General features: G+C 67.4%; 20 protein-coding genes. 17 read left to right on the top strand and 3 right to left on the bottom strand.

The features are described from left to right. The first annotated feature begins 86 nt into the window (after window positions 1-86). Both F0U60_RS03660 and F0U60_RS03665 read left to right on the top strand, forming a co-directional pair. The gene (locus F0U60_RS03660; RefSeq protein WP_395813985.1) at window positions 87-734 is read left to right on the top strand and encodes a hypothetical protein; all 648 of its coding nucleotides are present in this window, start codon (window positions 87-89) and stop codon (window positions 732-734) included. After that, window positions 731-2,230: a hypothetical protein gene (locus tag F0U60_RS03665; RefSeq protein WP_395813987.1), complete on the top strand. Its 1,500-nt coding sequence runs from the start codon at window positions 731-733 to the stop codon at window positions 2,228-2,230. Before F0U60_RS03660 ends, F0U60_RS03665 begins: the two co-directional genes overlap by 4 nt. A 150-nt stretch (window positions 2,231-2,380) precedes the next feature. Here the strand turns inward: F0U60_RS03665 and F0U60_RS03670 are convergent, their stop codons facing one another. Both F0U60_RS03670 and F0U60_RS03675 read right to left on the bottom strand, forming a co-directional pair. Continuing rightward, entirely contained in the window at window positions 2,381-3,133 is a 753-nt protein-coding gene (locus F0U60_RS03670; RefSeq protein ID WP_395813989.1) for a Mut7-C RNAse domain-containing protein, read from the bottom strand. A 19-nt stretch (window positions 3,134-3,152) separates the two neighbouring features. Beyond that, window positions 3,153-3,524: a hypothetical protein gene (locus tag F0U60_RS03675; protein WP_395813991.1), complete on the bottom strand. Its 372-nt coding sequence runs from the start codon at window positions 3,522-3,524 to the stop codon at window positions 3,153-3,155. Window positions 3,525-3,635: 111 nt separating this feature from the next. Between F0U60_RS03675 and lspA (F0U60_RS03680) the strand changes: the two genes are divergently transcribed. From lspA (F0U60_RS03680) to F0U60_RS03715, 8 genes are all read left to right on the top strand, one after another. Continuing rightward, window positions 3,636-4,256, top strand: coding sequence for a signal peptidase II (gene lspA / locus F0U60_RS03680; protein WP_395813993.1), 621 nt, complete (start codon window positions 3,636-3,638; stop codon window positions 4,254-4,256). A 9-nt stretch (window positions 4,257-4,265) separates the two neighbouring features. Beyond that, window positions 4,266-4,886 carry a signal peptidase II gene (lspA, locus tag F0U60_RS03685; RefSeq protein WP_395813995.1) on the top strand — a complete coding sequence of 207 codons (621 nt, stop codon included), beginning with the start codon at window positions 4,266-4,268 and terminating at the stop codon, window positions 4,884-4,886. A gap of 111 nt (window positions 4,887-4,997) precedes the next feature. Then, window positions 4,998-6,314, top strand: a complete 1,317-nt coding sequence (locus F0U60_RS03690) for a prolipoprotein diacylglyceryl transferase (RefSeq protein ID WP_395813997.1) — start codon at window positions 4,998-5,000, stop codon at window positions 6,312-6,314. A gap of 41 nt (window positions 6,315-6,355) precedes the next feature. Continuing rightward, window positions 6,356-7,369: an MXAN_5187 C-terminal domain-containing protein gene (locus F0U60_RS03695; protein WP_395813999.1), complete on the top strand. Its 1,014-nt coding sequence runs from the start codon at window positions 6,356-6,358 to the stop codon at window positions 7,367-7,369. An 11-nt stretch (window positions 7,370-7,380) separates the two neighbouring features. Then, a complete protein-coding gene (locus F0U60_RS03700) occupies window positions 7,381-7,890 on the top strand; it encodes a KdsC family phosphatase (protein ID WP_395814001.1) in 510 nt (169 codons plus the stop codon). A gap of 181 nt (window positions 7,891-8,071) precedes the next feature. Continuing rightward, a complete protein-coding gene (locus F0U60_RS03705; protein WP_395814003.1) occupies window positions 8,072-8,458 on the top strand; it encodes a hypothetical protein in 387 nt (128 codons plus the stop codon). Between the two features lie 68 nt (window positions 8,459-8,526). Continuing rightward, window positions 8,527-8,784, top strand: coding sequence for a hypothetical protein (locus tag F0U60_RS03710; RefSeq protein ID WP_395814005.1), 258 nt, complete (start codon window positions 8,527-8,529; stop codon window positions 8,782-8,784). Then, complete coding sequence (locus F0U60_RS03715) at window positions 8,784-9,743, top strand: tetratricopeptide repeat protein (protein WP_395814007.1); 960 nt, start codon at window positions 8,784-8,786, stop codon at window positions 9,741-9,743. Before F0U60_RS03710 ends, F0U60_RS03715 begins: the two co-directional genes overlap by 1 nt. Before the next feature lie 160 nt (window positions 9,744-9,903). On the opposite strand, the gene F0U60_RS03720 is transcribed toward F0U60_RS03715, so the two are convergent. Next, window positions 9,904-10,833 (bottom strand): DUF6929 family protein, encoded by a 930-nt coding sequence (locus tag F0U60_RS03720; RefSeq protein WP_395814009.1) that lies wholly within the window; start codon window positions 10,831-10,833, stop codon window positions 9,904-9,906. A 338-nt stretch (window positions 10,834-11,171) separates the two neighbouring features. Between F0U60_RS03720 and hemL the strand changes: the two genes are divergently transcribed. From hemL to F0U60_RS03755, 7 genes are all read left to right on the top strand, one after another. After that, window positions 11,172-12,467, top strand: coding sequence for a glutamate-1-semialdehyde 2,1-aminomutase (gene hemL / locus F0U60_RS03725; protein WP_395814011.1), 1,296 nt, complete (start codon window positions 11,172-11,174; stop codon window positions 12,465-12,467). After that, a complete protein-coding gene (locus F0U60_RS03730; protein WP_395814013.1) occupies window positions 12,451-13,845 on the top strand; it encodes a serine/threonine-protein kinase in 1,395 nt (464 codons plus the stop codon). Before hemL ends, F0U60_RS03730 begins: the two co-directional genes overlap by 17 nt. Before the next feature lie 221 nt (window positions 13,846-14,066). Beyond that, entirely contained in the window at window positions 14,067-14,945 is an 879-nt protein-coding gene (locus tag F0U60_RS03735; protein ID WP_395814015.1) for an STAS domain-containing protein, read from the top strand. Between the two features lie 13 nt (window positions 14,946-14,958). After that, window positions 14,959-15,360, top strand: coding sequence for an STAS domain-containing protein (locus F0U60_RS03740; protein WP_395814017.1), 402 nt, complete (start codon window positions 14,959-14,961; stop codon window positions 15,358-15,360). Continuing rightward, window positions 15,341-15,745 (top strand): anti-sigma regulatory factor, encoded by a 405-nt coding sequence (locus F0U60_RS03745; protein WP_395814019.1) that lies wholly within the window; start codon window positions 15,341-15,343, stop codon window positions 15,743-15,745. Before F0U60_RS03740 ends, F0U60_RS03745 begins: the two co-directional genes overlap by 20 nt. Then, complete coding sequence (locus tag F0U60_RS03750; protein ID WP_395814021.1) at window positions 15,736-16,749, top strand: ATP-binding SpoIIE family protein phosphatase; 1,014 nt, start codon at window positions 15,736-15,738, stop codon at window positions 16,747-16,749. Before F0U60_RS03745 ends, F0U60_RS03750 begins: the two co-directional genes overlap by 10 nt. Further along, complete coding sequence (locus F0U60_RS03755; protein ID WP_395814023.1) at window positions 16,746-18,530, top strand: ATP-binding protein; 1,785 nt, start codon at window positions 16,746-16,748, stop codon at window positions 18,528-18,530. Before F0U60_RS03750 ends, F0U60_RS03755 begins: the two co-directional genes overlap by 4 nt. Window positions 18,531-18,544 lie beyond the last annotated feature (14 nt).

Here is an 18,544-nt window from a genome sequence, read left to right on the forward strand (position 1 = left end):
CCTGTGGTAATCCCACGGGGGCCGCAGATGGCGGCTCAGAACTGGGAGATATTCTTACCCACGTTCAGGGGTCTATGGATTATCTCATGGAGCAACTCGCCTGGCTTGGCGAGCAAGAGGCCCGGCGCATTTCGCTGCTCGGCCCTTTCCTCGGGCGCTCATTGCTTGAACTGTCGGCAACGGCCTTGATCGGTCGGCTCGATCCGCTCCGTGTTCTGGTCATTCGCCAAGTTCAGGCGCAGGCCAAGTACGATACAGCGATCCCCTGGAAAGCATCTATGCGTTGGCAGGGTGATGTCCTCGCGAAGAAGGTGTCGAACCTATGGGGAGAGGAGTTGGAATACGAGAAGGTGACTAAAGCCCTCTTTGGCGATTACTACGACCATCTCATCTGGCGGCCAGCGATCCAACGTATGCTTGGGAGCGCTAAAGGAGGTGGTGCTTGGCTCGCAGAGCTCGCCGCCATTGATGCAGAGGCCTTCATTTCTCGGAAACGAGATGAGATTGGGCGCCTCTATTCGTCGCTTTCGAAGGGAATTCATCACGAGTTCGTGATGCCGCCCGGCGCACTTTATGACCGGAACACCGTCGTAGACCTTGTCTTGCGCACCGTTCACATGGTTGCTGATCTCGGGCTGATTTCGCACTTTATCGCGCACGCGTCGTTCTCGCTGAAGCCCGACGATGCACTAGCAGCCTTTAACCGAATTGAAACCATTGAGGTGATGAAATGAGCCAGGAGTCTGAAACCCAAGCAGAGTTGATTCTGGCTGCCGAGGACTGTGCGCCCGATTTGTTCGACGACCTTCACAAGTTCTCAACTCGGAACGATCAGCGCGTTCTCCTCACGCTTGTTGCCCATGGACCAGTGCTGCTCCGTGGAGGGCGTGGCACCGGCAAGAGTGCTTTCATGATCGCGGCATCGCGACAACTCGACCCGTTCAAGCCTGACGCGACTGCGGTGGGCATTTACATGAGTCTTCGCAACGCGCCGCTTCTGAAGAGCACAGGCGAAGCGTACGAGCGAATCCTTTGCGACATCATCATCAGGCACGTACAGGGTAGTCTTGGCGAACGGGCGGACGGTTTTGATCCGTCTCCTGATGTCAGTTCGGTCCAGTACGCACTGGCGAAGCTGGCGAGTTCGCTCGGCAAGCGCATCGTGCTCTTCTTCGATGATGCTGCCCACCTTGGTCGGGAAGCCTCTCTTGAAGAGTTCTTCGATATTTACCGGACCCTCTCAAGCAGCACAGTCTCCTGCAAAGCTGCTATCTACCCTGGTGTGACGCGGTTCGGAACCCGCTTCGACGTTTACAACGATGCGACTGTCATCGATCTCCTTCGAAGCGAAGAACTTCCTGGCTTCGGGGAGACCTTCCTTGAGGTGATGACCGTCCGCTATCCCGATGCGTTCGGAGAGGGTGTTTTCCGGCCTGGGCTAACAAAGCAAGCAGTTGCGAGCTTCCTCGCTCAGTCAGTTCTGGGGAATATGCGAGGTTTTGTGTTCGCCTGCAACGCGTTGAAGGCAATCTGCGCAGATGGAACTATCGGGATAACTGAACTCGGCCAATCGTTGCTCCATTTGGCGAGCAACTACTATTGGCCTCTGCTTGAGGAGATCAAGCCGAAGCTCGGTAAGTATGAGCCGATGGTGGATGTGGCCCGACAAATCGCCGAGCCGGTCTTCGAAGATTGCGGTCAGAAGCCTAAAAACCCAAGGGACATAATAATCCATCGAGAGGTGGACGAAAGGCTGGCAAAGCCGCTCCAGATTCTGGAGTACGCCGGTTTCATTTCAAAACGTGAGGCGTCTCGTGCGATGAAGTCAGGAGGCCGCGGCGCGCGCTACGCTCTCAACCTCTGCACTCTGCATGAGCATACTCCGGGAGCACGCCTGACCAAAGAACTCTTCGATCGGTGGACCTTGCCGACCCGAGAAGAGGCCGTTCAGTATAATAAGGCGAGTAAGCTCGCTGCAGTCACACTGCCAACCCTGCCGGAATCGGCCGATCTTGCTATTTTCAACGAGCCAATTGAGAAGCTCAAGAAGTCCCCCGCGTACCCATATGGCCTTACAGAACAAAAGATCCAGATTCTGACCAATGCTGGCATTCACACCGTGGGAGATCTTGCCGAAGCGGATGATAAGACTCTTGATGAGCTCCCAAAGATTGGCTCCGCCATGGTGAGTAGGATCCGTAACATCCTCGGGCAAGCAATCTGGATGTAGTCAAGGAGCCCCATCACGGCACGCATGGAAGTTGCACTTAGGGAACGTGTTTGCCTCAGTGGCGATGTTCTTGAACGCCCACGCTGCGGCTTCAGTTGCGGCTGCATGGCCTTAGACGCGACGTTCCACCGCATTCGTTGTCCCTGCGGCCTACGGGTGCTGCTCCAACTCGCGCAGCTTGTCGATGATGACCTGCATGCGCGTGTGGTGCGAGCCGGCCCAGAACACGCGCTTGCACTCGGGGCACTGCTGGAAGCGGGTGAACGTGGCATGCACGCGTTCGGGTACCCGGTCTCGCACTTCCTCGGGCGAGGCCGCGGCCAGGGACGCGTTGCACGCGATGCACCGGGTGAAGGGGCGCATGTGCCCGGTGAGCCGGAAGCGCCGCACCACCTCCACGAGCTGCTCCGAGGGGTCCGTCTCGCGCGGGAAGTACCCGTGCACCACCTCGGAGCGCTTGAGCACTCCAAGGTCCCGCGTGAGCAGGATGCGCTGCTCGTCACGGGAGAGCCGGGCGAGCACGTCGTCGGCGTAGTCGTTGCGCCACAGTGTGTCGAAGCCGAGCATGCGCAGCAGGCCCGCGAGCCGGCCGAGCCCCACGTCGAGCAGGAAGCGCAACTCAGGCAGGGCAGGGGGCCCTACGCGCACCAGCGGCGTCACGTCGATGGAGGAGAAGACGGGGTAGACGGCCAGCCGCTGTCCGTCCTCGACCCGGTGCGTGAAGTCCACCGCTCGGCCCTCCACGAGCACCACGTCTACTTCAGGGTGTGGCGGTCCGAGTGACTCGATGAGATCCTTCACCGAGCACGGCCCGTTGAGCGTGTGGATGAACTCGACGCCGCGCCGCTCGGGGGCGAGGAAGTCGTTGAGCGAGCCGTAGCAGCGGACCGTCACCTGGAGCATGCCAGGCTCCGCCGGGGCGTCATGACTGCGAGCGGCCGGTGAAGAAGCGGTGGATCTTCGGCAGGGCGCGCAGCACCCGCTCCAGCGGAGGCGTGAGGCCGAGCGTGGCGAAGATGCGCACCGGCTGGGTGACCTTGGCAGCCACGTACCCGCCAGCGATGGTTCCCGTGGTGCCGCCGGCGCCCTCGACCTGGAAGCCCAGGTGGATGGCCAGGGCGAAGCCCGCCCAGGTGGCGAAGAAGATGGTGAAGTACACCCAGATGGCGAGCCGGCCATAGTCGGCCATGAGCGACTTGAAGCGCTCCTTGAGGGACGGCTTCGCCGCCACGGCCTGTGAGACAGGAGTTTCGTTCGGATTCGGCGTCACAGGCGGCTCAACAGTCTGCATCATCCCCACCATGCCCCACTTCGAGGCGTCCCGCGAGTCAACCCGCTGACTGCCTGGCTGCATTCCCGGCCCGGTTGTCCAGGCCCCCAGGGTCAAGGTAGACCTGCGGGCCTTATGGTGCATCGCTTCCGTGTTCTGATCCTCGTGGGCCTCGCCACCCTCGCCGCCGACCAGGTGACCAAGTACCTGGCCGTGTCTCGTCTGACGGAGGCGCTCGACGGTCGCGCCGGACTCGCACGGGTGGAGGGTTTCTTCTCCGAGCAGAACCTGGACAACGACCCACCCGTGGCGGGCGCGTATCGCAAGTCCACTCGGCCCTACCGTTTCATCGAGAACTATTGGCACTTCCGGTACGTGGAGAACCCGGGCGCCGCCTGGGGCCTCTTCGCCAACCTGCCCGAGTCCGTGCGCCGGCCCTTCTTCCACCTGGTGAGCCTGGTGGCGCTTGGCTTCATCTTCTTCATGTACGTGCGGCTCACCCCGGACCAGCGGATGACGCGCTGGGCGCTGGCGCTCGTCACGGGCGGGGCGCTGGGCAACTTCATGGACCGGTTGCTGCGCGGCTATGTCATCGACTTCATTGACTGGCACTGGCGCAACCAGCCCGGCATGCGCTGGCCCACCTTCAACGTGGCCGATGCCGCCATCTGCGTGGGCGTGGGGCTGCTCCTGCTGGACTCCCTGTTCGAGCGTAAGCCCGTGGAATCCGTGACGGCGGGGGGCCAGGTGGTATAAGCCGCACCTGTGCCCCGCAAATACCTCATCCTGCTGACGGTGGCGCTCGGCGTCATCGTCCTCGACCAGTGGACGAAGTACCTCGTCGTCCGCGAGCTGACCACCCGCTTCGATGATCGGCCGACGTTCGGCGAGCGGCTGGCGGCCATGTACGGCGAGCCTCCGGCCCCGGGCTTCACCGGACTGCATTACCGGCCCAAGCGTCACATCGAGGTCTCCCCCAACTTCTTCCGCCTGCGCTACGCGGAGAACCCGGGAGCCGCCTGGGGCCTCTTCGCCAACCTGCCGCCCACCGCGCGCGGCTTGCTCTTCCACGTGGTGAGCATCGCCGCGGTGGTGCTCATCACCTGGTACTTCAGCCGGCTGAGTGGGACGGACCCCAAGGAGCGCTGGGCGCTGTGGGGTCTGCCCCTGGTGCTCGGTGGGGCCATCGGCAACTACATCGACCGGATTGCCCGGGCCTTCGTCATCGATTTCCTCGAGGCCCATTGGTACGACAAGGCCGCCTGGCCGTCCTTCAATGTCGCGGACTCGGCCATTGTGGTGGGCGTGGGGCTGCTCATGGTGGACGCCTTCGTGCGCAAGGAGACGCCCAAGGAGCAGGAGAAGTCGGCCGAGGCCCGCCCCTGACGTCGGGTTGCTCCCCCTCCCGGCGGCCCGGCTCCGGTGCCGCCACCTCCCACCTTCGAGGGCCCGTGAACGGGTAACGTGCACGGCCTCGCTCGTTCACGGTGCCTGCCCATGCTTCCCGTTCTCGTCCACTTCACCTTCACGGCCCTGTGGTCCCAACTCCTGCTGTACGCCGTGGCGCTCGCCGCCGTGGCGTACATTGCCTACAACGGCTGGCGTAACGCCGAGGGGACTCCTGGGGCCAAGGGTGAGAAGCCCGCGGCGCCTACGTCCCAGCAGCGGATGACGCGCGCGCTCACCTACGGGGCGATTGCGGCGGCCATCGCGTGGTTCGGGCTGCGCTACGCCCTGCCCGCGAGCGCCATTCCGGGAGGCAAGGGCGAGGGCATCCCCGTCCACACCTACGGCGTGTTGCTGGCCACCGGCTTCATCACCGCGGCGTCCGTGGCGGCGCGGCTGGCGCAGGAGGAGTGGCGCAAGCTGAGTTGGGTGCCGGACGCTCAGGGCGGCGGCCAGTGGGTGGACACCGAGGGCCCTCGCAAGCGTGAGGCGATCCTGGATTTGTCCTTCTACGTGCTGGTGGGCGGCCTCGTGGGCAGCCGCGTCCTCTTCGTGCTCGTCAACTGGCAGGACTACGCGCGCGACTGGACGCAGGCCTTCTCGCTGGGCGGCGGGCTCGTCTTCTACGGCGGCCTCATCGGCGCGGCCCTGGCGGCCTGGTACTTCGCGCGGACGAACGGCATGGACTTCCTGCGGCTGGCCGACGTGGCCATCCCCACGGTGTCGCTCGGTCAGTGCCTGGGGCGGTTGGGGTGCTTCTCCGCCGGCTGCTGCTGGGGGGATGTCGCCGCGGCCGGCTCGCGCTTCATGGCCCACTTCCCCGGCTCCGGCCTGGCCAGGGACCTCTTCGGGCGGCTCGGGGGCTCCTCCAGCCTCGCCTTCCAGTCGCAGGCCCAGGATTCCCGGTATGTGGTGGAGGCCACCGGGGAAATCCTGCATCACGCGGCTCCTGGCGCGGTGCGTATCTCCGAGTGGGTGGCCCAGCACGGCACCACGCTCCCGGTGTACCCCACGCAAATCTACGAGTCCGTGGGACAGCTCGTCCTCTTCCTGGCGCTCCTGTACGCCCGGCGCTTCCGGCGCTTCCACGGGCAGATCTTCGCCCTGTGGCTGATGTGCTACGCGGTGCTGCGCACCTCGGTGGAGCTGTTCCGGGGCGACGTCGAGCGCGGCACCCTGAACGGCCTGTTGCGGTCCCTGGGCGCCTCGGGGCTGGCTGACTCGGTGCCCCTGGAGGCCTGGTACAACATCTCCACCAGCCAGTTCATCTCCCTGTGCATGTTCACCTTTGGCGCTACTTTGCTGTACAGGCGGATCCGCCAGGCAAGCGAGGTGGCTGGCGCCGGTCCGACGCCGAGCCCGGCATGAGGTTGATCCCAGGTCGCGTCTTGGGGACACTCTGAGAGCCCATGTCGTACGAGCCCTCGAAATCGAAGACCGGCGCCTCGGTGAAGTCCTCCGCTCGGCTGGCCGCTGCCTCTGGCGACACGAAGTCCGGCATGCCCGCGAAGTCGGGCAGTGAGCAGGCGTTCCAGGAGTGCGACGCCATCGAAGCGGACCTGGCCGCCCTGAAGGTGACGTACGAGCAGTACTTCCTGGGGATGGAGCGCGTGCCGCCCACGCGTCAGTACGAGGACCTCAAGAAGCGGGTGGAGCGGCTCAAGACCAGCTTCGTGCGCAACACCGCGGCCAAGTTCCGCGTGCAGTCCATCCACGGCAAGTTCGTCACCTACGAGCGGCTGTGGCAGCGCACGCTGCAGGAAATCGAGAACGGCACCTACAAGCGCGACCTCGTCAAGGCGAAGCGCCGCGTCGAGAAGCAGAAGAAGCCGGACGCCAAGGCCCGCTCCCAGGAAGTGGTGGAGCTGCCCGACGAGGACTTTGACGTGCAGGAGGTGTCGGAGCCGGTGCCCTTCCGGGGTGTGCCGTCGGTGGCGCCGCTGGTGCCCTCCGTCGCCCCGCTGGTGCCGTCGGTGAAGCCGCTGGTGCCGTCGGTGGCACCGGTGACGCCGCCTCGGGGCACGGGCGTCCCGTCGATTCCTTCCGTCGCGCCGCTGGTGCCGGCGGTGGCGCCCGTGGTGCCGCGCGTCGCGCCGGCGATTCCGCCCGTGGCTCCCGCGGTGCCGCCCGTAGCTCCCGTGGCGGCCCGTTCGCCCACCGCTCCCAAGCCCGCGGCGCCGCGTCCTCCTGCGGCGAGCGGCCCCACCCAGCTCTCCGATGACAACCTGAAGTCCGTCTACAACGCGTACGTCGCCGCCAAGCGGCGCAACAACGAGGACACGTCGAAGATGAGCTACGACTCCATCGCCGCCTCGCTGCGCAAGCAGGTGCCGGAGCTGATGAAGCAGCACGGCGCGAAGTCGGTGGAGTTCAAGGTCGTCATCAAGGACGGCAAGGCCGTGCTCAAGGCCGTTCCGAAGTAGAGCGTGCGCGGATGAACCAGAACCTCGAGTCGCTGAAGGCGCGGGTGAGCCAGCTGTCGGTGATGATCTTCGACATCGACGGCACGCTCACCGATGGGCGCATCTTCTGGGTGCCCAACTCGGGCTGGACGCAGATGTACAGCGTGCGCGACGGCATGGGCATCAAGCGGCTGCAGGAGGCGGGGCTGGAGGTGGCGGCCATCTCCGGCGGCGACAGCCTCTCGGCGCAGATGCGGATGCAGTCGCTAGGCATCAAGCACGTGCACTTCGGTAGCCAGGACAAGGTAGCCCACTTCGAGAAGCTCCTGGAGCTCTTGAAGGTGACGGCGGACCGGTGTGGGTACATGGGCGACGAGCTGGTGGACCTGCCGCTGCTCAAGGCGGTGGGGTTCTCCGCGGCGCCCCCCGAGGCTCCGGACGAGGTCCGTTCACAAGTGCACTACGTGGCGCAGCGGCCAGCAGGCTTTGGCGCGGCGCGCGAGGTGTGTGAGTTCATTCTCCGTCACCGGCAGGCCCCCTGAGGGGCGCCGAGGACGGGCCCAGCGTCAGTTTCTTGGAATCCGTTGCATCGGGAAGGTGCCAATCCGCGCCAGCAGAGGTTGTGCCGGTGGCGGTCGGTCCTTAGTTTCCGCCACGCGTCGAGGCCCCGCCTGACGCTCGTGGAACGTGGACTGGCACATGCACCGGACTTCGAGGTGGGCGATGGCAGGAGGGACGCGGTGGTGGGGGCTCGGGCTCGTGGCCGTGCTGTGTCTGGCGAGCGGGTGCGTGGAGCCCCCTGAGGACGCGGAGGCCCGCCTCGCGGCGCTGCAGGCCGAGGAAGAGCGCATGGACGAGGCGCTCGACGAGGTGGAGACGCGGCTGCTCGGCAACCAGGCCATGATGCACCTGTGGGAGGAGCTGGGACGGCGGCACCAGGAGGTGTCGGCCATCCAGTGCCGCGTCACCGACGAGCACCTGATGGGGATGGCGAAGCACTACGCGCGCATGGAGGAGAAGGCGCGCCGTGCCAAGAAGAATCGCAGCATGGCGGCGGTGGACTCCGCGGTGCTCACCTCGGGCAAGCGGGAGCCGCTGGGCAATAACTAGCCCAGGAGCCGGGCAGGCGGGCGCCGGCTTCCGTGACGAAGGGTTCAAATCCGGATACAACCCGCCCCGTGAGAACCCGGATTGGAGCACTCGTCCTTGCTGTCGTGGCCGGGCTCGCCGGCTGTAACAGCACCCCTCCCGAGGGGTGTGCCCAGGAGCCGCAAAAGCTGCTCGACAGCGATGGCGACGTCTACCGCTGCATTGCTTCCGAGGACTGTCCGCGCACCTCGCGTCTGACGCTGTGCGTTAGCGATGCCGACGTCCTGGATCCGTGCATCCGCTGTCTGGAGACGGAGTGTGTCCGCGTCTTCCCGGAGGTCTGCTAGTGCGACGCCTGACGCTCCTTCTGGCCCTCGCGCTCGCTCCGGGCTGCTCCCGGGACGGTGCCACCGACCACATGCAGCGCGCGCGCGACTCCATCTTCGAGAAGCGCCCCGACGAGGCGCTCGTGGAGTACCGCAAGGCGCTGGATGCGCTGCGCAGGGATGACTCCGCGCAGGCCCAGGTGCTCAAGGCCCGCGCCCTCAAGGGGGCCGCGGACGTCTACTGGCTCGAGCTGCGCAAGGTGAAGGAGGCGGTGAGCGTCTACAAGGAGCTCATCGCCCAGTGCCCCGAGTCACCCGAGGCGCTGGAGGCGCGCGTGGTGCTCGCGGAGCTGCTGCACGTGCACTTCCGCGACCTGCGGGGCGCCATTGATCAGCTCACCGCCGCGCTGGCGCGCAACCCTCCCCAGGGCGCCGAGCTGCACTACCAGGTGGCCAAGCTGTACTTCGAGCTGCAGGACTATCAGCAGTGCGTGCTGGAGACGCGCAAGCTGACGGAGCGCTTTGCCACCAGCGCCTTCGTGGATGACTCCATCTTCCTGCAGGCCCAGGCGCTGCACATGCAGGCCGTGCATTCGCCGACCAGCATGGCCGAGGTGCAGCGCTACCGCCAGGAGGCCTCACGCACGTACGCGGACCTCATCGCGCGCTACCCGGACTCGGAGCTGGCGCCCCACGCCGCCTTCGAGATGGGGAAGATCAAGGCCGAGTCTGGGGACAACGAGAAGGCCATCGAGACGTGGGTCCAGGCGCTGAAGAACCACCCGGACCCCACCATGGTGCAGGACGCCATCGCCCGGGCCCGCCGCCGCATTGCCGCGACGACGCCGGAGCAGGTCGACCGCAAGACCGTCTTCAGCCGCGGCCCCATCCCCACCCCACCCCCGCGCAAGAATCACCGCAACTCGGTGGAGGCCGTGGGGGGCTCGGCCGAGGAAGCCGCTCGCGACTACGGCGACTGATACGCCGTGCTTACTCCCTCTCCCCCGGGAGAGGGTTGGGGTGAGGGTAGCCGCGCCCGTTCTTCAACCCGTGGCCCATAGTGGGGACAGGGGGTTCAACCCGAGCTCACCCGATACCCTCACCCCGTCCCTCTCCCAAGGGGAGAGGGGGGGAAGGGGCTCAACCCGGGACGCCCTCCAGCACGGTCTCGAAAAGGGGGGCGGCTTGGGCGGGGTCATCCGCGTCCGCCACCAGCAACAGGTGGATGCGACCACGCTCCACCCGCGCGTCCACGCCCTCCAGCTTCACCTTCGCGTCCACGCCATCGAGGAACATCGGCGAGCCGTCCGGAGCCAGCACGCCCACCGCTGAGCCCATCACCGCGCCGTCCGCGTAGGCATCACGGGTGTCTTCGGCGGCAGCGGTGAAGACGATGCGACCGTCCGGTAGCGGCGCGGCGTCCGTGAAGGACAGGCGCACGTTGCCCGAGCGGCCCAGCTCCCAGCGGCGCACGGTGCGCACCACGTCCGGTTGCAGGGGCTCGCCCGCCTCCAGTGTGCGCAGCACCCGGCCCGCGTCCAGGTCCACCACCGCGTCCGTCCCCTGGTCCCCGGTGCCGCGGTTGAGCAAGCGCAGGCGGGGGCCAGACACCGCGGCGCCCTCCACGTTGAGCGGCCCCAGCTCCCGGGTGAGCTGCGCGTAGACGCTGGTGAAGTCCACCTCGCGCACCGGGCCGGCGAGGCTCCCGTCCGCCGCAAGCGGCACCAGCGCTCCCTTCATCCGCACCGGCGTGCTCCCCGAGGGCACTGCCAGCAACGCCCCATGCGGCGCATCCGCGAACGCACCGAGCAGGCAGAGCGCCTCCAGGTCCGGCTTGAGCGCCTTGCGCGCCTTCGGCTCCAGCGGGAGCTCGCCTGGGAAGAGGCGCAGGAGCTGCCCGGGTGCACCGCCCTCGAGCGCGAAGGTGGCCAGGAAGAGCGAGTCGTCCGCGACGACGTGCAGCCAGTTGCCCGTGCGCACGAGTCCACTCGCGGCGGACACGTGGGCATGGCCGCCCGGCGTCTCGGACGTTTGCAGGGTCAGTTTCCGGCGCTGAGTGAGTCGGAGCATGGGATGGAAGATGACAGGCCGGGCGCCTCGTGCCGACGCCTTTGCTCGCTTTTCAACATCTCTGCCGCTGCTTGCGTGGAGAGCGTGCTGGGGTGGGGGCCTTCCCCCCGGATACCCCCACCCCAGCGCTCGTTACGGCAACCCGGCAACAGCATGCTTTCGGGCGCGGGAACGTATAAAACCCCTGTCGCGGATAGTTCACCTACTCCCGATAAGCCGTAAAACCAGAAAGTGGCGGCGCGATGTAGACGAATGCATCGCGGGAATCAAGTTGTCAGCCGGCTGGTGATGATGGGTGGAAACCGGTGAGCACACATGCCGCGTGCTATGGAGCGCACATGAACCACTCGCAGAGCAAGGCCCTCTTCTCCCGAGCGCAGGAGCGAATTCCCGGTGGAGTGAACTCCCCGGTGCGCGCCTTCCGGGGCGTTGGCGGTGAGCCCGTCTTCTTCAAGGAGGGCGCGGGCGCGTGGCTGACGGACGTGGACGACAACCGGTACGTGGACCTGGTGGGGAGCTGGGGTCCGCTCATCCTGGGACATGCCTATCCGCCCATCGTGGAGGCCGTCGTCGAGGCGGCGCGCCGGGGCACCACCTTCGGAGCGCCGACGGACCTGGAGGTGCAGTTCGCCGAGCTCATCTGCGCCACGGTGCCGAGCGTGGAGAAGGTGCGGCTGGTCTCCAGCGGCACGGAGGCCACGGTGGCGGCGGTGCGGCTCGCGCGCGGCTTCACGGGTCGCAACTACATCCTCAAGTTCGAGGGCTGCTTCCACGGCGCGGGAGACCCCTTCCTGGTGAAGGCGGGCAGCGGCGTGGAGACGCTGGGGCTGCCGGACTCGCCGGGCGTGCCCAAGGAGGTGGCGAGCCTCACGCTGACGGCGCCCTTCAATGACCTGGGCGCGGTGGAGCGCCTGTTCGCGCAGCGGGCGCAGGACATCGCGTGCGCCATCATCGAGCCGGTGGTGGGCAACATGGGCGTGCTCATCCCCGAGGAGGGCTACCTGCAGGGCCTCCAGGCGCTGTGCCGCGCGCACGGGGTGCTCTTCATCCTGGACGAGGTGATGACGGGCTTCCGGCTGGCCCGAGGCGGCGCGCAGGAGGTGTACGGCCTGCGTCCGGACCTGACCACGTTCGGCAAGGTGATCGGCGGCGGCATGCCGCTGGCGGCCTACGGCGGGCGGCGCGACATCATGTCGAAGATTGCTCCCGAGGGGCCGGTGTACCAGTCGGGCACGCTGTCGGGGAACCCGGTGGCGGTGGCCGCGGGCATCGCGAGCCTCCAGGCCCTGCGCGCCCCGGGCGTGTACGAGCGCCTGGACTACGTCGGCCGGGAGATTGAGGCGGGCCTGCGCGCGGAGGCGAAGGAGGCCAACGTCCCCGTCACCATCAACCGCGTGGGCAGCATGTTCACCGTCTTCTTCACCGAGGGGCCGGTGTACGACTACCCGAGCGCGAAGAAGAGCGACACGGCGCGCTACGGCCGCTTCTTCCACCAGATGTTGGAGGAGGGCGTGTACCTGCCGCCGAGTCAGTTCGAGGCGGCGTTCCTCTCCCTGTCCATCAACGAGCCCGAGGTGGCGCACATCCTCCGGGCGGCCCGCAAGGCATTCCGCTCGCTTGGACAAGGGGCCTGAGCAAGAGGCCTCGAGGCCGGCCATCCCCTTCGGCCCCTACACCCTGGTGCGGCGCATCGGGTATGGGGGGATGGGAGAGGTGTTCCTCGCGCGCGAGGAGGGGCCGGGCCGCGCCTGCGTGGTGAAGAAGGTGCTGCCCTCCCTGGCGGGGAACGTGCAGTTCCTCGCCCGCTTCCGGGACGAGGCGCGGGTGGTGCGGCGCCTGGCCCATCCCAACATCGCCCGCGTGTGGGCCATGGGCGAGGTGGCCGGAGAGCTCTACCTCGCCATGGAGTACGTGGAGGGCAAGACGCTCAACCGGCTCGCGTGGCGGCTGCGCAACCGGGGCCGGGTATTGCCCGTGGCGCTGGTGCTGCTCATCGGCGAGCGGATGTGCCAGGGCCTGGCGTACGCGCACGACGCGACGGATGAGCACGGCCAGCCGCTGCACCTGGTGCACCGTGACCTGTCGCCGGCCAACGTGTGCATCTCCTACGCGGGCGAGGTGAAGATCATCGACTTCGGCGCGGCGCAGTCCACGCTCAAGCAGGCGCAGACGGCGCCGAGCGTGGTGATGGGCAGCATCTCGTACATGGCGCCGGAGCAGGCACGGAAGAAGCCCGTGGACCGGCGTGCGGACGTGTACGCCACGGGCGTGGTGCTCTGGGAGTTGCTCGCCTGGCAACCGCTGGCGCAGCGGGGAGATGTCTCCGAGCGGTGGAAGCGCGCGGCATACCCGAAGTGGGAGCCACCGAGCCAACACCGAGCGGGCCTGCCACCCGAGGTGGACGCGGTGGTGCTCCAGGCGCTGGCCACCGAGCCCGAGGCGCGCTTCCAGGACGCGGCGGCGTTCGGGGCGGCGCTCCGGGCGCTGCGGGAGAAGTTCGCGCCCAACGTGGGGGAGGCGGACCTGGCGCGGCTGATGGGTCAGGCCTTCGCGAAGGAGAAGGCGGTGGAGGATGGCGTGCTCGCGGAGCTGCTGCGGGGAGAGGGCGGGCCCCGAGCGCCCCTCACCGACAAGGAGCTGTCCACCTTCGCGCCTCCCACGGCGCTGGCCTTCGAGCACCGGGCGCTCGATGCCCCGGCGGACTTCGTGCCCTCCGCGGAGGTCGAGTTGGTCGTAGAGGAGGCGAAGTCGGAGACGCCGGGCTCGGGAGACCGGGCCCTGATGACACCGCGCTCGCGCGAGGTGCGGATGGCCTTTGACGTGGACGTCACCGGAGAGGCCGCCGTGGCGCGGCCGGGCGAGCCGTCCTCGCTGGTGCAGGCCCTCGAAGAGGGCGGCGAGGGTGTGGCCGTTGCTCCGGTGGACGGAATGTCCCAGAAGAGGTGGCTCGCCGCGGGGCTGTTTCTCGTCGCGCTCGCGATGGGCTTTCTGGTGGTGTGGCTGCTGGGGTGAGCACGCCCCTTCAGCTCGCCTATTCCCACAGGTAAGTGGATCGACTCGAATACCGAGTCAGTACCGGTGGCGGGAATTTCGCTTCCGGCTCGCTGGCTATCGTCCAGCAGGGTGCTCCGCGTGGAAATGAACACACGAACACAGGTCTACGTTACGGGTGGATTTCGACCCACGAGCGCCTCCCTGTCCATGTGTTACAGGCGGTCCCCAGGAGGCGTTCGTTGAACACTCGTATCCACGAGATCCTGAAGAAGTATTCCACCGAGCTAATCACCGAGTGGCTCGCCGCCCTTGCGACCAGCGGGGTCCGCCGCGATGCGCTGATGAAGGAAGCCGAGCTGCGCGAGCAGTGCTCCGAGTTCCTTCGGCTCCTCACCCAGGCTACCGAGTCAGGCAACCTCTCCGACGTCACCACCTCCGGGTACGCGGGCGTGCGGGAGATGCTGGAGCGGCTGTCGCGCTCGCGCAGCCTGCAGGGCTTCTCCCCGTCGGAGACGGCCACCTTCATCTTCAGCCTCAAGCAGCCGCTGTTCGACCGTTTGCGCCGCGAGTTCGCCAGTCAGCCGCAGGTGGTGGTGGACGAGATGTGGGTCGCCAACGTGCTGCTGGACAAGCTGGGCCTCTACACCACGGAAGTGCACCAGCGCACGCGCGAGGAGGTCATCGTCCGCCAGCAGCAGGAGATGCTGGAGCTGTCCACCCCCGTGGTGCAGCTGTGGGACCGCATCGTCTGTCTGCCGCTCATCGGCACGTTGGACAGCGGGCGCACCCAGACGGTGATGGAGACGCTGCTGCAGCGGATTGTCGAGACGGGCGCGGAGATCGCCATCATCGACATCACTGGCGTGCCCACCGTGGACACCCTCACCGCGCAGCACCTCATCAAGACGGTGACGGCCACCCGGCTGATGGGCGCCGAGTGCGTCATCAGCGGCATCCGGCCGCAGATTGCCCAGACCATCGTCCACCTGGGCGTGGACCTGGCTGGCGTGGTGACCAAGTCCAGCGTGGCGGGGGCCTTCAACTGGGCCCTCAAGCGCCTCAACCAGTCCGTCGCCAACACGACCACGGGCGCTCGCAACGCGGCGGGAAAGGCCTAGGCGGAGCTTTCGCATGGAGCGCATTCCCATCCTCCGCATGGGCAAGGTCCTGCTCGTCACCATCCAGGTGGACATGCACGACCAGCTCGCGGTGACCTTGCAGGACGACCTGACCTCGAAGATCGTCGAGACCGGCGCTCGCGGCGTGCTCATCGACATCTCCTCGCTGGAGGTGGTGGACTCCTTCATCGGACGCATTCTCGGCAACATTGCCACCATGTCGCGCGTGCTGGACGCGCAGACGGTGGTGGTGGGCATGCAGCCCGCGGTGGCCATCACCCTGGTGGAGCTGGGCATGTCGCTGCCGGGAATCCGCACCGCCCTCAACGTTGAGAAGGGCATGGCCCTGTTGCAGGCCTCCATGGAGGCCGACGACGCGGAGCTCGAGGTCCCGGATGCAAGTCTTGAGGACTGAGGTGATGCCCATCCGCTCGTCGCAGGACCTGGTGCTCGTGCGCCAGGCCGTGCGAACGTGGTCGGCCGAGCTCAAGTTCAGTCTCGTGGAACAGACCAAGATGGTGACTGCCGCCAGTGAGCTGGCGCGCAACACGTTGGATTACGGCAAGGGCGGACAGGTGACCCTTCAGGTCATCCAGGAAGGCATCCGCCGCGGGCTGCGGCTGTCTTTCGAGGACCAGGGGCCGGGTATTCCGGACATCGAGCTGGCGCTGCGCGACGGGTACACCTCGGGCGGCGGCATGGGGCTCGGGCTAGGGGGCGCCAAGCGGCTCGTGAACGAGTTCGACATCGTCTCCAAAGTAGGGGAGGGGACCCGGGTCACGGTGACGCGATGGAAGTGAGCTCCACGGCGATTGCAGTCACGGAGAGCAGCCAGGCGGGGCATGCGCGCCGGACCGCGTCGGCCCTGGCTGCCCGTCTGGGGTTCAGCGAGGAGGACCAGGGCAAGGTCGCCATCGTGGTGAGCGAGGCCGCCAAGAACCTGGTGGCTCATGCTCGCGAGGGGCAGATCCTCCTGCGCACGCTCCACGCGGGCCCCCATGTGGGCGTGGAGATGCTCGCGCTGGACAAGGGGCCGGGCATGGTGGACGTGGACCGCTGCCTGCGCGACGGCTACTCCACCGCCGGCACCGGGGGCTCGGGCCTGGGCGCCATGCGGCGCATGTCCTCGCTCTTCGACATCTACTCCCAGCCCGGCGTGGGCACGGTGGTGCTGGCCCGGCTGTGGTCCGGCAAGCCTCCCCCAGAGGACGGCCTGGACGTGGGCGTGGTGTGTGTGCCGAAGACGGGCGAGGAGGTGTGCGGGGACTCCTGGTCCGTGGACCGCAAAGGCGGTCGCCTTGTCTTCCTCGTCGCGGATGGCCTGGGGCACGGGCCCGAGGCGGCGCGGGCCTCGCGTGCGGCGGTGGTGTCCTTCCTCGAGCAGGGCTCGAGCGATGTGGTGGAGCTGTTGCGCGGCGCGCACCAGGAGCTGCACAGCACCCGGGGCGCGGCGGTGGCGCTCACCGCGCTGGAGGGGGCGCAGCTCCACTTCTCTGGCGTGGGCAACATCGCCGCGGCCGTGTTGTCGCCGGGTGGCGGCATCCAGCGGCTGGTCTCCATGAATGGGACGCTGGGGCACCAGACGCACCGCATGCAGCAGTTCAGCTACACGTGGAACCCGGGGGACACCCTGGTGATGTGCTCGGACGGGTTGGCCACCCAGTGGCGGGTGGACGCCTACCCCGGTTTGCTCGCGAGGCATCCAGGCGTGGTGGCCGGGGTGCTGTTCCGGGACTTCTCCCGAGGGCGCGACGACGCGACGGTGCTGGTGGCGCGGGAGACCTCCCGGAGGGGCACACCTTGAGCGCCTCCATCTTCCAAGCCGAGCTGCGCACCGGACAGGACGTGGTGAGCACCCGGCAGCGGGGGCGGCACATCGCCCAGGCCCTGGGCTTCGATGGGCAGGATCAGGTGCGCATCGCCACCGCCATCTCCGAGGTGGCGCGGCTCGCCGTCTCCGAGGCCAACGGCCACATCGAATTCCTGCTGGAGGACTCGCCGGAGCCCTCCCTGGTCGTGCGGGTGCTCGCCCCGAACTCCAACCATGGGCTCGTCGCGGGCAATACACCGGACACGCTCCGGCCGGGGCCCGCGCTCGCTCCCGCGCAGCGGTTGATGGACCGGATGGCGCTGCGGCCGGGCGGGGATGGCCGGCTCCTGCTGGAGATGGCCCAGCGTCTGCCGCACGCCTCGCCCTCGTCCCTGGTGGTGCAGTCGCTCCGGCAGGAGCTGGAGCGGCATCGGCGGGACAGCGCCGCGGATGAGCTGCAGCGGCAGAACGAGGAGCTGCTGCGCACGCTGGAGGAGCTGCATGCGCGCAAGGCCGAGGTGGAGCGGCTCAACCGCGAGCTGGAGGAGACCAACCGCGGCGTGGTGGCCCTCTACGCCGAGCTGGAGGAGAAGGCCGAGGCCCTGCGCCGCGCCTCGGACATGAAGACGCGCTTCATCTCCAACGTCAGCCACGAGCTGCGCACGCCCATCAGCTCCGTGCTCAACCTCTCGCGGCTGATGCTGGACCGCATCGACGGGCCGCTCAACGCCGAGCAGGAGAAGCAGGTCCTCTTCATCCGCAAGTCCGGCGAGGCCCTGCAGGAGCTCATCGACGACTTGCTGGACCTGGCGAAGATCGAATCCGGCCGCTCGGAGGTGCTGTGCACGCGCTTCTCCGTGATGGAGCTGTTCGGCGCGCTGCGCGGGATGCTCCGGCCGCTGCGTGTGCACGAGGGCGTGTCGCTCGTCTTCGAGGAGCCCCGGGAGATGCCGGAGCTGCACACGGACGAGCGGAAGCTGTCCCAGATTCTGCGCAACCTCGTCTCCAACGCGCTCAAGTTCACCCACCGCGGCGAGGTGCGGGTGGCGGTGGCGCCCGGTCCCCATGACACGGTGGTGTTCTCGGTACGCGACACCGGGGTGGGCATCGCCCCCGAGGACCAGGAGCGCATCTTCGAGGAGTTCGTCCAAGTGGAGGGCCCCCACCAGCAGGGGGTGAAGGGCACGGGGCTCGGACTGCCGCTGTCGCGGCGCCTGGCGGAGCTGCTCGGCGGCTCGCTCACCGTGGAGAGCCAGCCGGGTCAGGGCAGCACCTTCCTGGCGACGGTGTCCCGCGACTACTCCCAACGGCAGGGGGGGACGGGGGAAGAGGAGGGCTCCTCCCAGACGTTGGAGGCGGAAGGTTCACATGCCCGTACGGTGCTCATCATCGACGACGATGAGGTCGCTCGCTACCTGCTCCAGCGGCTGTTGGGGGATGCCTCCCTCCAGTTCCGCGAGGCGGCGTCAGGTCCGGAGGGGCTGCGTCTGGCGGGCGAGGTGCGGCCCGCCGTCATCCTCTTGGACATGTCGCTGCCGGGCATGGATGGCTTCGAGGTGCTAGAGGCCTTGCGGCGCGAGCAGGCTACCCGGAGCATCCCGGTCATCATCCATACCAGCCGCTCCCTGACCGAGCAGGAGCGCGGGCGACTTCTTCCTCACGTGGTGGGTATCCTCTCCAAGAGCGGGCTCACGCGGGAGGCGGCGTTCGAAATGGTACAAAGGGCGCTTACCGGTCCGGGTCACCGACCTGGGGGCGCCTCCCGCCAGCCCTGAGCGCCCCCCCACCT

It is taken from the genome of Archangium minus (assembly GCF_044360475.1).
Taxonomy (GTDB): domain Bacteria; phylum Myxococcota; class Myxococcia; order Myxococcales; family Myxococcaceae; genus Archangium; species Archangium minus.